14 protein-coding genes and 1 pseudogene are annotated in these 13602 nt (G+C 49.4%); 13 read left to right on the top strand and 2 right to left on the bottom strand.

Annotated features, from left to right (window positions below):
* Positions 1 to 683 (top strand): acyltransferase family protein (locus tag ABYP73_RS05860; protein WP_372973728.1); only part of this gene is annotated, 683 nt, incomplete at its 5' end.
* A gap of 7 nt (positions 684 to 690) precedes the next feature.
* Here ABYP73_RS05860 and ABYP73_RS05855 read toward each other — a convergent pair.
* Entirely contained in the window at positions 691 to 1512 is an 822-nt protein-coding gene (locus tag ABYP73_RS05855; protein ID WP_372946172.1) for an alpha/beta hydrolase, read from the bottom strand.
* Positions 1513 to 1637: 125 nt separating this feature from the next.
* Between ABYP73_RS05855 and ABYP73_RS05850 the strand changes: the two genes are divergently transcribed.
* From ABYP73_RS05850 to ABYP73_RS05830, 5 genes and pseudogenes are all read left to right on the top strand, one after another.
* Complete coding sequence (locus tag ABYP73_RS05850) at positions 1638 to 2348, top strand: alpha/beta hydrolase-fold protein (protein WP_372946173.1); 711 nt, start codon at positions 1638 to 1640, stop codon at positions 2346 to 2348.
* 23 nt (positions 2349 to 2371) lie between these two features.
* Positions 2372 to 3319, top strand: a pseudogene (locus ABYP73_RS05845) (RimK family alpha-L-glutamate ligase); the annotation flags it as partial.
* 216 nt (positions 3320 to 3535) lie between these two features.
* The gene (locus tag ABYP73_RS05840; protein WP_372973727.1) at positions 3536 to 4633 is read left to right on the top strand and encodes a carboxylate-amine ligase; all 1098 of its coding nucleotides are present in this window, start codon (positions 3536 to 3538) and stop codon (positions 4631 to 4633) included.
* A 56-nt stretch (positions 4634 to 4689) separates the two neighbouring features.
* Positions 4690 to 5526, top strand: a complete 837-nt coding sequence (locus ABYP73_RS05835) for a type 1 glutamine amidotransferase (RefSeq protein WP_372973726.1) — start codon at positions 4690 to 4692, stop codon at positions 5524 to 5526.
* The gene (locus ABYP73_RS05830; RefSeq protein WP_372973725.1) at positions 5523 to 6719 is read left to right on the top strand and encodes a hypothetical protein; all 1197 of its coding nucleotides are present in this window, start codon (positions 5523 to 5525) and stop codon (positions 6717 to 6719) included. The genes ABYP73_RS05835 and ABYP73_RS05830 overlap by 4 nt, the downstream gene beginning before the upstream one ends.
* A 21-nt stretch (positions 6720 to 6740) precedes the next feature.
* Here ABYP73_RS05830 and ABYP73_RS05825 read toward each other — a convergent pair whose 3' ends face one another.
* The gene (locus ABYP73_RS05825) at positions 6741 to 7325 is read right to left on the bottom strand and encodes a riboflavin synthase (RefSeq protein WP_372945163.1); all 585 of its coding nucleotides are present in this window, start codon (positions 7323 to 7325) and stop codon (positions 6741 to 6743) included.
* A gap of 131 nt (positions 7326 to 7456) precedes the next feature.
* Between ABYP73_RS05825 and pdxA the strand changes: the two genes are divergently transcribed.
* The 7 genes from pdxA to ABYP73_RS05790 form a co-directional block, all read left to right on the top strand.
* A complete protein-coding gene (gene pdxA, locus ABYP73_RS05820; RefSeq protein WP_372945162.1) occupies positions 7457 to 8509 on the top strand; it encodes a 4-hydroxythreonine-4-phosphate dehydrogenase PdxA in 1053 nt (350 codons plus the stop codon).
* A 113-nt stretch (positions 8510 to 8622) separates the two neighbouring features.
* Entirely contained in the window at positions 8623 to 9156 is a 534-nt protein-coding gene (locus ABYP73_RS05815; RefSeq protein ID WP_188370244.1) for a DUF177 domain-containing protein, read from the top strand.
* A gap of 8 nt (positions 9157 to 9164) precedes the next feature.
* Entirely contained in the window at positions 9165 to 9362 is a 198-nt protein-coding gene (gene rpmF, locus ABYP73_RS05810; protein ID WP_188370245.1) for a 50S ribosomal protein L32, read from the top strand.
* 168 nt (positions 9363 to 9530) lie between these two features.
* A complete protein-coding gene (locus ABYP73_RS05805; protein ID WP_372945160.1) occupies positions 9531 to 10523 on the top strand; it encodes a beta-ketoacyl-ACP synthase III in 993 nt (330 codons plus the stop codon).
* Positions 10524 to 10549: 26 nt separating this feature from the next.
* Positions 10550 to 11032 (top strand): acetyl-CoA carboxylase biotin carboxyl carrier protein, encoded by a 483-nt coding sequence (accB, locus tag ABYP73_RS05800; protein WP_372945159.1) that lies wholly within the window; start codon positions 10550 to 10552, stop codon positions 11030 to 11032.
* 70 nt (positions 11033 to 11102) lie between these two features.
* Positions 11103 to 12458 carry an acetyl-CoA carboxylase biotin carboxylase subunit gene (gene accC / locus ABYP73_RS05795; protein WP_372945158.1) on the top strand — a complete coding sequence of 452 codons (1356 nt, stop codon included), beginning with the start codon at positions 11103 to 11105 and terminating at the stop codon, positions 12456 to 12458.
* 36 nt (positions 12459 to 12494) lie between these two features.
* Positions 12495 to 13602: NAD(P)/FAD-dependent oxidoreductase (locus ABYP73_RS05790; RefSeq protein ID WP_372973724.1), on the top strand; the 1108-nt coding region annotated here is incomplete at its 3' end.

Genomic DNA, 13602 nt, shown 5'->3' with positions numbered 1-13602 from the left:
TCCTGGGAATCTGTATCGCCATCCTGGTGGGATACTGGGTCTGGCTGGGCTTTGTCCCTTTTGACGGGGGAGCTCCTACCTTTGACAGGGCGCCCAACAACTGGGCGAATTACATCGATCTTCAAGTGTTTGGTACCCATATGTACAAGGAAGACTACGATCCCGAAGGACTGCTGAGTACGTTGCCTTCCATAGCATCATCTTTGCTGGGGATCTTTACAGGACTTATCCTCATTTCAAAAAGGCCCAGAAAAGAGGTGATCATGCTGATGCTGGGCATCTTTATGGTGGTCATGGGGTATCTTTGGGATACCGTATTCCCCATCAACAAGGCCCTGTGGTCCAGCAGTTTTGTCCTGGTCACTGCGGGATGGGCCAATATTTTCCTGGCATTGATCTACTACCTCACTGATGTAAAAGGCTTCCAATTTGGCAGTATCTTCAAGTACACAGGGGCGAATGCCATCACCATCTACTTCCTTTCCAGCTTTATCACCAAACTCTTCTATTCCATCGAGGTAGCAGATGGGATGTCCCTTCACGGTTGGTTGTACGCGAATATCTACGTGCAATCCTTCCTCTCAGGCGAGATGTCCTCTCTGTTATACGGCTTGACGGTCACGGGGTTCTATCTTTTGCTGGCCTGGTACATGTACCGCAGGAAGATCTTTATCAAGGTCTGAGTCCTGCTCAATGAGCCTCACGGTGCCCAAAGGCCCATTTCAGGAAATCGGGAAAGATCTTTGCCCAGGTGGGCAGGTCGTGCTTGCCTCCTTCGATCTCCACATAGGTGATCTGCCCGGGATAGGAATACCCTTTGAGTTCCAGTTCCCTGATTAGATCGAGGGTGTCGTCTATGGAGTCAATAATGCCGTTTTGGTTGCGGTCTGCCTTCTCATCAAGGGTCCCGCACTGGAACCAGAATTTCAGGTGGGGGGAGTAGGTGCCTTCTTTTACCATATCCAGGACGATCCTGCTTCGGTCTTCGGGGTCTTTTTTTGTAAATGCTTTCTTTCGCCACCAAAAAGAACCGCTGAACACCCCTGCTTTTCCAAAGAGGTGGGGGCGGTTAAAGACGATGTCAAAGGCCGAAAGGCCTCCTAATGACATCCCGCAGTAAACCCAGTCTTCCTTGAGGGGGGATGCCCTGAATTCTTTCTTGAGGAAAGGGATGAATTCTTCGGTGATAAAACGGGCATACAAACCCGCTTTTTCTCCCCTTCCTTTATAATCTGCCGTACTGGCGGTGCCGTATTCGTGCATCCGGTGTTCATCGGTCTCCAGTCCGACGTAGAGGAATGGGGATATATTTTTCTGGGCATAGGCACGGGTCAGGGTCTTCTCCAGTCCGAGGGCTGTGTAATCTTGCCCGTCGTTCATCAGCAATACGGGGAAGTCTTTTCCTCCCTTGCGAAATGAGGGAGGAGCGATCAGCCTGAAACGCAGCTTTCTGTGTAAAAAACGAGATGAATAGGACCCTTTAAGGCTAATGTGGTCGACATGCAGAATCATCGGCTCATGCTAAAGGGGGCAAGTATAAGGAATCCGCTGAATTTAAGCGGGGTATAAACAAAAATAAAATACCTTTGCCCGGCAAAATTTATTGGTAAACTTAGAAAATTAGGTTACATTATCCTATGGCTTCCATGCAGTATATTCAGTACTACTCCCATACACTGGAAAGGAACATAAACCTTGAGATCACCGGGCACTGGGGATATCCCATCCTGATGTTCCCCTCTTCCTATGGCAGCTTTACCCAGAACAACGACTTCGGGCTTAATGGCTCCGTGATGAATTTCGTCGAGGAGGGCCGTATCAAGCTCTATAATGTAGAGACCCTGGACGGGATCACTTTCTACGCGGAAAACATGTCATCTGAGGTAAAGATCCACAATTACGAACTGTATATGCAGTTTCTGAAAAACGAGCTCATTCCCTATATCCAGCAGGAATGCAATACCCACAGAATAGCGGTAGCCGGGGTGAGTTTTGGGGGGTATCACGCAGGGAATACGGCCTTCCGTTTTCCGGACCTGGTCTCCCACCTCTTCTCCATGTCGGGGGTTTTCAATATTCGTAACTTTGTGCCCCTTTCTGATGATATGCGGATCTATTTCAATTGTCCGGATGAATTCATGCAGAACGAGGAGGGATGGAAATATCAGCACATGAATATCGTGCTGAGTACATCAGACTGGGACAGCTGTAAGCCCAAGAACGAACACATGGCGGGAATCCTGCAATCTAAAGGGATCCCCTACTGGTACGACGAAAAAAAATGGATCGACCACGACTGGCCACTGTGGAAGATGGTTTTTCCTGAGTACATCGGCCGTTATTTCTAATCGAACTAAACACAATTAATAAGATGATCAAAAGAGTTGGAATTTTATTTGGAATGGAAGACACCTTCCCCTGGGCCTTTATTGACAAGGTCAACGAACTGGGGAATGGGAAGGTCGTCGCTGAACCGGTCATGATAGACAAGGTGCAGCAGGGGATAGATTACGGTTACCACGTGATCATAGACAGGATTTCACAGGAAGTCCCTTTTTACAGGGCCTATTTGAAGAATGCTGCCCTGATGGGAACCTGTGTGATCAACAACCCGTTCTGGTGGAGTGCCGATGAGAAGTTCTTCAACAACTGTCTGGCTACACAGATCGGCGTACCCGTCCCAAAAACGGTCCTTTTGCCTTCCAAGCACAGACCTGACGATACCACGGAAAGGTCTTTCAGGAACCTGAAAGCACCTCTGGACTGGGAGTATATCTTCAATTATATCGGCTTTCCGGCCTATATGAAACCCCATTCCGGTGGAGGATGGAAAAGCGTATACAAAGTGAACGATCCGGACGACCTCTTTGCCAAGCACGGGGAGACCGAACAACTGGTCATGATGCTGCAGGAAGAGATCGTTTTTGAGGATTATTACCGTGTCTATTGCCTGGGGCAAAAGTATGTGCATATCATGCCCTATGAGCCCAGGAATGAGTTTCACCTTCGTTATGTGACCGAGCCTAAAACCACGGGGGCGGAACACCAGAAGCTGATGAAGACTATTCACGATTATACCATCAAACTGAACAAAGCCCTGGGATATGATTTCAATACGGTGGAATTCGCAGTAAGAAATGGTATTCCCTACGCCATAGATTTCTGCAACCCGGCACCGGATGCCGACGTACACTCCGTGGGGGAAGGAAATTTCCGATGGATCGTGGAGCACGCGGCCAAGCTCGCGGTGGAGAAAGCACTGGAGCACAAGGAGAAGAAGAACAACAGTTCCTGGGGAACTTTTGTGAAGGACTGTGTGGCCCCGGCTGAGGTGAAGATGACCAAACCTCCGCTTAAATCGGCTGCGGAAGCCAAGAAGACAGTGGTTAAAAAGACCCCGGTAAAATCTACCAGGGCTAAATCAACCCCTGCCAAGACCACTTCTGCGAAAACAAAGAAGACAACAGCCAGGAAGGCCGAAGCCAAACCCAAGGCTGCTCCAAAGAAGAAGAAATAAAGCACAACATACCGAGTCATGAGTAAGTTCACCCTTGGCATTGAAGAGGAATTCCAGATACTGGACAGTGAGGCCTATACCCTGAGGTCTCATATGTCTAAGATCCTGGAAGGTGGGAAGGTCTTCCTGAAAGAGCGTATCAAGGAAGAGATGCACCAGGCCGTGATCGAGATGGGGACCAATATATGCGAGAATATCAACCAGGCCAGGGATGAAGTGTCCTATCTGAGGCAGCAGGTCATTGAGCTGGCAGCCAAGGAGGGCTTGAAAGTTGGAGCAGCTGGGACACACCCGTTTTCTAACTGGAGTGACCAGCCCATCACCCCCAACCCCCGTTATGATGAACTTATAGCGGAGATGAAAGATGTGGCCCGATCGAATCTCATCTTTGGCCTCCACGTACACGTGGGGATCCCTAGCAGGGAAGAAGGGTTGCAGATCATGAACATCGCCCGCTATTTCCTGCCGCACCTCTATGCGCTTTCCACCAATTCTCCCTTTTGGGAAGGACGTGATACGGGCTTTAAGTCGTTCCGTTCCAAGATCTTTGACAAATTCCCCAGGACAGGGATACCGCCTTACTTTGCCAGTGTGGGAGAGTACGACAAATTCGTCGACATCCTGGTCAAGACCCGTTGTATAGACAATGGAAAGAAGATATGGTGGGATATCAGGCTGCATCCCTTTTACCCAACGGTGGAATTCCGGGTTTGCGATATGGTCATGACCGTGGATGAGGTGGTCTGCATTGCTGCCCTGATGCAGTGTATCATCGCCAAGTTGCACAAACTGCACCAGAAGAACCAGAGCTTTCGTTCCTACAGGAGGGTTTTGATCAACGAGAACAAATGGAGGGCAGCGCGATGGGGGATCGAAGCAAAGCTGATCGATTTTGGAAAGGAAGAGGAAGTGCCCTTTAAGACCCTGATCAATGAACTGCTGGACTTTGTTGAGGATGTGGTGGATGAACTGGGCTGCAGGACAGAGGTGAACTACGTGTACCAGATGCTGGAACAGGGTTCCGGAGCCGATCGGCAGCTCAAGGTCTACGAGGATACAAAGGACCTGAAGGAAGTTGTAAAATATATTGTTGAGGAAACCGGAAAAGGCTTATAAAGTAAAGGAGGGCTCACCGGATTATCCTGCCTCATCTGCGAAAAGTAAAGAATCACATGCAACACCACTATAGAATCGCCATTCTCGACATGAATGCGGGTCAGCCCAACGAGGGAATGCGCTGTATCAAGATGCTGGTTGAACAGTTTTTGGGACGGGATGACATTCAGGGAGATTACCGTATCTTCGATGTCAGGGTACATCACGAGATCCCTGAAGTAGAGGATTTCGACATCTTTATAGCCTCAGGGGGCCCGGATTCTCCCAAACCGACCGGGGAACCCTGGGAAAAGAAATTCAACTGGTTTCTGGATTCGATCTACGATCACAACCTCCTGGAGGAAAATAAAAAGTACCTCTTCCTGATCTGCCATTCCTTTCAGATCGCCTGCCTTCACTGGAAGCTGGCCAAGGTTAAAAGGAGAAAGTCTACGGCCTTCGGGATCATGCCGGTTCACAAGACCAAAAAAGGGAAGGAAGAATTTGTACTGGAAGGCTTACAAAACCCTTTCTATGCTGTTGATTCCAGGGATTACCAGGTAGTGAAGCCCAGGAAAAAGCGCTTTAAAAGCCTGGGATGCAAGGTGTTGTGCAAAGAAAAGAAAAGACCCCATGTTCCTTTAGAGAGGGCGGTAATGGCCATCAGGTTCTCCAAGGAGATCGTCGGCGTTCAGTTCCATCCTGAGGCTGATTCTGAGGGGATGATGCGTTATTTCAAAAGGGCAGACAAACGCGCTCACATCATCAAACACCACGGGAAGAAAAAGTACGAGGATATGATGATTCACCTGGATGATGACGACAAGATCCTTCTTACAAACAGGACGATCATTCCAAAATTCTTACAGCAGGCAGCCGATGCCATTGATCATCAAACTCCTGTAACCGTATGATATCCAAGGTAAGAGAATCCTTTAACGCTGGCTTTAAAGACGCCTATTACCAGGGGCTTCAACAAGAGGTCTTAAAGACTTTCGGGGAACCCTGTCCCTTCCGAATCTCGGAAACTCCGGTTTTTATAGACCGGGATATGAAGAAGAAGGTCATGGATGCCTGCGACGCCATTCTGAGTCAACTTGACAACCTCGATTTTGAATCGGTGAGACAGCGTTTTATGCCAAAGCAGCTGCAGTCACCAACACCCGTTGGGGAGCCCCATTTTCTGGGCATCGATTTCGGGATCTGCGAAGATGATAACGGGGATCTGAGTCCGCAGTTGATAGAATTGCAGGCCTTTCCGTCCCTCTTTTTTTACCAGCCCTTCCTGGCCAAGGCTTTTTTAAATAATTATCCCACCATCCCGAAGAATGGATTCCACTATTTCTTTGGAGGGCATACGGAAGAAACCTATCTCGAGACCATGCGGAAAGTGATTTTGGGGGATGAGGCTCCGGAACATGTCATCCTGATGGAGATTTTCCCAAATGCGCAGAAGACCCGGATCGACTTCTGGGCGACGAAGCAGGCGTTGGGCATAGAAGTGGTCTGTATGACCAAGGTCATCAAGGAAGGCAGGCAGTTGTTCTACGAAAAGGACGGACGGAAGGTACCCATCCGCAGGATCTACAACCGGGTGATCTTCGACGACCTGTACCAGTTCAAAGACCTGAAAACTAACTTCAATATCTTCGATGACCTTGATGTGACCTGGATCACCAATCCCGACTGGTTCTTTATGATCTCCAAATGCATCATGCCTATGCTTTCCCACGAAAGCATTCCACAGTCGTACTACCTCGATGAGGTCCCTAAGGACATCGACCTTAAACAGTTCGTGCTGAAACCCCTGTTCTCTTTTGCAGGAAAAGGCGTGAACCTTGAACCCACATGGAATTTGCTCAATACCATCAAGGACATGAAGAACTACATGCTTCAGAAAAAAGTCACCTATTCTCCCCTGATCAAAACTATGGGCGAGCGGAATTCCAGGGTAGAATTGAGGATCCTGTTCGTCAGGGATGAAAAGGAAGGCAGGCTAAAACCCGTTATTAACCTCACCAGGATGGGCAAAGGGGGGATGATCAATGTATCTCACAACACCAACGACACCTGGATAGGCTCTTCGATCAGTTTTTTTGAAGAATAATGATTTGGACTCCGGGAGGGATCATTTGCCGAGGAGCCGTGCCACGTATTTCCCGATCACGTCGAATTCCAGATTGACCCTGCTGCCGACCCGGTAGTGTTTGAAACGGGTGTGATCATAGGTATAGGGAATGATGGCCACGCTAAACCGGTCGTCTTCAGAATTGACTACCGTGAGGCTGACCCCGTCAACCGTAATAGACCCCTTTTCAATGGTCACCTGTCCTTTGGCCGGCCTATAGGAAAAGGTAAAATACCAGCTGCCGTCCTTTTGTTCGATCTTTGAGCATACGGCTGTAGTGTCTACATGTCCCTGCACGATATGTCCGTCTAATCGCGTCCCGAGGATCATGGCCCGTTCCAGGTTCACCTGATCTCCCAGGACCAGGTCATCCAGGTTAGATTTAAGGAGAGTCTCCTCCACGGCTGTGACCGTATATTCCTTCTTATCGATACCGACCACCGTCAGACACACCCCGTTGTGTGCTACGCTCTGGTCTATTTTGAGTTCCGGGGTGATCTCAGAGGCTATGGTGAGATGTAGGTTGCCTCCTTCCCTTTCCAGTTTTGTGATCTCCCCCAGGGTTTCGATAATTCCTGTAAACATGACGATTTGAATTTAAAAAAGAGGTTTTTTCCCTTCCGGAACGCCCCGGATATCTTATTTTTGAAGTGTATAAAATACAGCTTCCTTCGGACCTTTTTCAGGGCCTCAAAGGTAAGGCAAAGTACAGAGATATGAAGAAGGAAAGTGCGAATATTAAGGTAGGAATCTCGGTGGGTGACCTCAACGGGATAGGGTGCGAAGTGATCCTGAAGACCTTCGAGGACAGCAGGATGCTCGATCTTTGTACCCCGGTCATTTTCGCTTCCAACAAGACCATTTCCCAGCAGAAGAACGACCTGGGGATGAATATCACCTTTCACGGGGTGGACCAGGCGACCCACGCCATCGATGGTAAGATCAATGTGGTGAATGTGTGGAAGGAAACTCCAAACATACAGTATGGATCGGCCACTCCGGAGGCCGGAAAATACGCCATCCGTTCCCTGAAAGCTGCGGTCAGGGCCCTCAAAAATGAGGAGATTGACCTGCTGGTGACGGCCCCTATCAATAAGAAAAACATACAGTCAGAAGATTTCAACTTCCCTGGACATACGGACTACCTGGCCCGTGAACTGGGGGGTGAGAGCCTGATGTTCATGGTCACAGACAGCCTGAAAGTAGGATTGCTCACAGACCATGTAGCCGTTAAGGACGTTGTCAGCAATATCAGCAGCGAACGGATCAGGGAGAAGATTCTGACCATAGAGAAAAGCCTGAAAATGGACTTCGGGATCCGGAGACCGCGTATCGCCATGCTCGGGATCAATCCCCACAGCGGGGATGACGGAGTCATTGGGAAGGAAGATGATGAGGTGCTGAGGCCGGTGATCAGGGAAATGACCGAACAGGGTAAACTGGTCTTTGGCCCTTATGCGGCTGACAGTTTTTTCGGTTCAGACACCTACAAACAATTTGACGCCATCCTCGCCGCTTACCACGACCAGGGGCTGATCCCTTTCAAGACCCTTTCCTTTGGGCAGGGAGTGAACTTCACGGCCGGACTCAGCAGGGTCAGGACCTCCCCGGATCACGGAACGGCTTATGAGATAGCCGGAAAGGGGAAGGCAGACCCCGGATCTTTTAAGGAGGCGGTATTCATGGGGATCTCCATCTACAGGAACCGGAAGGAATACAAAGAGATCTCCAGCAATCCCCTGAAAAGGCAAAAAGCGAAGGCTTCCTAGGGAGCGTTGTGGATTTTGGGCCACGGAAGCGTGTAATGCCCTAAATAATTGAGAAATAGGTTTGCTATTGGCAAAAAAAAAGTATCTTTGCACGCCTTAAACGATTGTACACAATGACGACGCATAAGGAATTTACAATTCCTTTTTCAGGACTTAAGTTGGGGGCGCACACGTTTGAGTATCAGATTGATAATACGTTCTTTGAGTCTTTTGAGTATGTTGAGTTCAACGCAGCGGATATCGTTGTAGAGGTCGACTTTAATAAGACGAGTACGGTGATGGAGCTGGAAATGAAGGCCCGTGGTACTGTAAACGTCGCTTGCGACCTGACGAACGAACCCTTTGACCAGGAAGTGACTGCTTCCCTGCCCTTGGTGGTGAAATTCGGGGATGACTACAACGACGAGGATGATGAGATCCTGGTGATCCCTCACGGGGAGCACCAATTCAACATCGCCCAGTACGTCTATGAAATGCTGGTACTGGCTGTTCCTCAAAAACGAGTACATCCCGGTGTGAAAGACGGGTCGCTGAAATCCGAGGCCCTCAAAAAGCTCAGGGAATTACAACCAAAAGAATCGAAGACTGATAAAGATAATACGGATCCCCGATGGGATGCATTAAAAGATTTACTAACGGATAAATAAGTTTCGCGATGGCACATCCAAAGAGGAAAACCTCCAAAACCAGAAGAGACAAAAGAAGGACACATTATAAAGCTGTGGCCCCTACCCTGGCCAAAGACCCGACCACAGGGGAAATGCATTTATACCACAGGGCCCACTGGCACGAAGGTAAATTGTACTATCGCGGCCAGGTACTGATAGATAAAGCAGAGGAAGCTTCAGCATAAGATTTCCCTAAACAGACAAGACTCCCATTCTGATAAATGGGAGTTTTTTTATGGCTGTTTTACTTGGGTGTAAAAACCTCGTGTTTTGGGAAAAAGTCATAAAAAATCACTATTTTTCACAACTTTTGGAGCATTTTTAGAGGATTCCGATAAAAAACGCTTGATAGCATGACTAAGATTACAGCAGCGATCACAGCTGTGGGGGCCTATGTGCCGGACTACAGATTGACCAACGAGATCCTCGAGACCATGGTGGACACCACAGACGAATGGATCACTACCCGCACGGGAATTAAGGAAAGAAGGATACTGAAGGACAAGGATAAGGGCACTTCGTATCTGGCGATCAAAGCTGCTGAGAACCTGCTGGAGAAATCGGGTGTAAACCCTGAAGAGATAGATCTGGTACTGTTGGGCACAGCCACGCCAGACCTGCCTGTGGCCTCGTCTGCGGTATACGTTGCGACAAAGATCGGGGCGGTGAATGCATTTGCTTACGACATTCAGGCCGCTTGTTCTAATTTCCTCTACGGGATGTCTACAGCAGCCCGGTTCATCGAATCTGGAAAATACAAAAAAGTACTCCTCATAGGAGCGGATAAAATGTCTTCCATTCTCGATTATACAGACAGGACTACTTGTATAATCTTCGGAGATGGAGGGGGAGCCGTTCTTTTCGAACCCAATACAGAGGGATACGGCCTCCTGGATGAATACCTGAGGTCTGATGGATCCGGACGGGAGTTCTTAAAGATCGAGGCAGGGGGGTCCTTATTGCCTCCATCGGAAGAGACGGTAAAGAACAAGCAACATTACGTATTCCAGGACGGAAAATCTGTTTTTAAGTTTGCCGTTTCCAACATGGCCGATGTAGCTGCCCGAATCATGGAGAGGAACGGCCTTTCCCACAATGATGTGCAATGGCTGGTTCCTCACCAGGCCAATAAGCGCATCATCGATGCGACGGCCAACCGCATGGGGCTTGAACCTTCCAAGGTGATGATGAATATACAGCGGTATGGCAATACCACCTCGGCAACCTTGCCGCTCCTTCTCAGCGATTATGAAAAAGAATTGAAAAAAGGAGATAACCTGGTCTTCGCTGCTTTTGGCGGCGGATTTACCTGGGGTGCGATTTATTTAAAGTGGGCTTATAACTAATCGAGAACTAATCAAATACGAATTCCATGGATATCAAAGAGATTCAAAGTTTAATCAAGTTTGTGGCGAAGTCAGGGGCCAGTGAGGTAAAACTGGAAACGGACGACATCAAGATCACAATCAAGACAGGGCCTTCAGGTTCTGGTACAGAGACCACTTACATCCAGCAGATCCCTGCAGCGGTAGCCCAGGCTCCGGTTCCACAGGCACCTGCACCGGCTGCACCGGCTGAGGAAGCCGCGCCGGCGAAAAAGGAGGAAGACTCCAAGTACGTCACCATCAAATCGCCCATCATCGGTACATTTTACCGGAAACCTTCTCCTGATAAACCGGCCTTTGTGGAGGTTGGGGACACGGTCAGTGTCGGAGATGTGCTCTGCGTGATCGAGGCCATGAAACTGTTCAACGACATCGAATCCGAAGTTTCCGGAAAGATCGTGAAGGTCCTTGTGGAGGATTCTTCCCCGGTTGAATTCGATCAACCTTTATTCCTGGTAGACCCGTCCTAGTTTTGTGAACTAAGGCTAACTCCCGCTGAGGAGTGCTGACTAACCAGAAGTAATTCAAACGCAGCTAAATATGTTTAAGAAAATACTTATTGCGAACAGAGGAGAGATCGCCCTCAGGATTATCCGCACCTGTAAAGAGATGGGGATTAAGACCGTGGCCGTGTATTCCAAGGCAGATGAGGAAAGCCTGCACGTTCGCTTCGCCGACGAGGCTGTATGTATTGGCCCGGCACCCAGCAGTGAATCCTATCTCAAGATCCCGAATATCATCGCCGCCGCAGAGATTACTAATGCTGATGGCATACACCCCGGATATGGATTTCTGTCCGAAAACTCCAAATTCTCGAGGATCTGTGCAGAGCACGATATCAAGTTTATCGGAGCCACAGGGGAACAGATCGATAAGATGGGAGACAAGGCAACTGCCAAGGAAACCATGAGAAAAGCCGGGGTACCCTGCGTACCCGGATCCGAAGGTATCCTGAAGGATGTGGCAGATGCGAAGAAAACGGCCAAAAAGATCGGCTATCCCGTTATGATCAAGGCCACCGCCGGTGGTGGGGGTAAAGGAATGCGTGCCGTTTGGAAGGAAGAAGACATGGAAGCCCATTTTACCAGCGCAGTAAAAGAGGCTACTGCAGCCTTTGGCAACGGGGGCATGTACATGGAAAAACTCATAGAAGAACCCCGCCATATCGAGATACAGGTAGTGGGAGATCAGTTTGGCAAGGCCTGTCACCTTTCTGAACGGGATTGTTCTATTCAAAGGCGTCACCAGAAACTCACCGAGGAGACCCCCTCTCCCTTTATGACTGACAAGCTCAGGGAGGAAATGGGGAAAGCAGCGATCAAGGCTGCCGAATATATCAAATACGAAGGTGCGGGAACCATCGAATTCCTGGTAGACAAGCACAGGAAATTCTACTTTATGGAGATGAATACCCGTATACAGGTGGAACACCCGATTACCGAGCAGGTGGTAGACTACGACCTCATCCGGGAGCAGATCCTGGTGGCGGGGGGTGTTCCTATCTCTGGAAAGAACTATTATCCAAAGCTACACTCCATCGAATGCCGGATCAATGCCGAGGACCCGTACAACGGTTTCAGGCCTTCTCCCGGCAAGATCACGACCCTGCACACCCCTGGAGGTCACGGGATCCGGCTAGACACACACGTGTACAGCGGGTATACCATACCGCCCAACTACGATTCCATGATCGCCAAGCTGATCACCACGGCCCAGACCCGGGAGGAGGCGATCAACAAGATGAGGCGCGCCCTGGACGAGTTCGTGATTGAGGGAATCAAAACTACGATCCCCTTCCACAGGCAGTTGATGGACCACCCGGATTATATCGCCGGGAATTACACCACAAAATTCATGGAAGGGTTCAAGATGAATCCGGAACCAGATAACAACTAAATTCAACTCCGGCCCCGTCCGGAGTTTTTTATACCGATGAACCTCAGTTACTGGGAGTACGATACTTGGTTTAAGGGGATCGATTATACGATCGTAGGCAGTGGGATCGTAGGGCTCTCCTGTGCCCTTGAACTGAGGAGGAAATTTCCCAACGCTAAGGTCCTCATCATTGAAAAAGGCATACTCCCACAGGGAGCGAGCACTAAAAATGCAGGTTTTGCCTGTTTCGGGAGCATTTCAGAAGTACTGGACGACCTTCGGACACACACGCCTGAGGAGGTCGCCGAACTTGTCCGCAAACGATGGGAAGGGATACAATTGCTCAGGGCAACCGTCGGGGATCGCGCGATGGATTTTCAGCAATTGGGAGGGCATGAGCTCTTCCTGAAAAAGGATCATGAACTCTATTGGGAATGCGAAGGAGCCCTCGAAAGGATCAATTCTCTGCTGAAACCTGTTTTCGGCAGGCCCGCCTTTACAAAGAATCCCAACTCCTTCGGGTTCCGTGGAATCGAGGCATCCGTGATTACCAATGAGCTCGAAGGGCAGATCCATACCGGGAAGATGATGAATGCCTTGCTGGCCAAGGCACAGGCATCAGGGGTCTTCCTCCTTAATGCCACGGAAGTACTCGATTTTGAGGAAAGTGACCGGGGGGTAAGGGTAAGTGTTCGGGGCATGGATCTCACGACCAAAAAACTACTGGTAGCCACCAATGGTTTTGCAGGGAGATGGATGGAGGATGTCTGTCCTGCCAGGGCCCAGGTACTGGTTACCAAGCCCATCCCCGGATTAAAGATCAAGGGGACCTTTCACCTCGACAGAGGGTATTATTATTTCAGGAATACAGGCGACAGGATCCTTCTGGGAGGAGGACGGAATCTCGATTTTAAAGGGGAAGAGACAGAGGAATTCGGGCTGACAGAGAAGATTCAGGATCAATTGCAGACCCTGCTGGAGGAGGTCATACTTCCAGGAATTCCCTTCGAGGTCGACCGAAGATGGAGTGGGATCATGGGAACAGGCACTTTGAAAAAACCCATAGTAAATAAAACATCACCCCGTGTCGCCTTCGGGGTTAGGCTTGGGGGAATGGGGATCGCCATAGGAAGCAGCGTTGGGAAGGAACTGGCAGGCCTCGTTT

Source organism: Muriicola sp., assembly GCF_041567615.1.
Lineage (GTDB): Bacteria > Bacteroidota > Bacteroidia > Flavobacteriales > Flavobacteriaceae > Muriicola.
The sequence above is the reverse complement of the archived record's forward strand: the minus strand, read 5'-3'. Positions and strand labels throughout refer to the sequence as shown.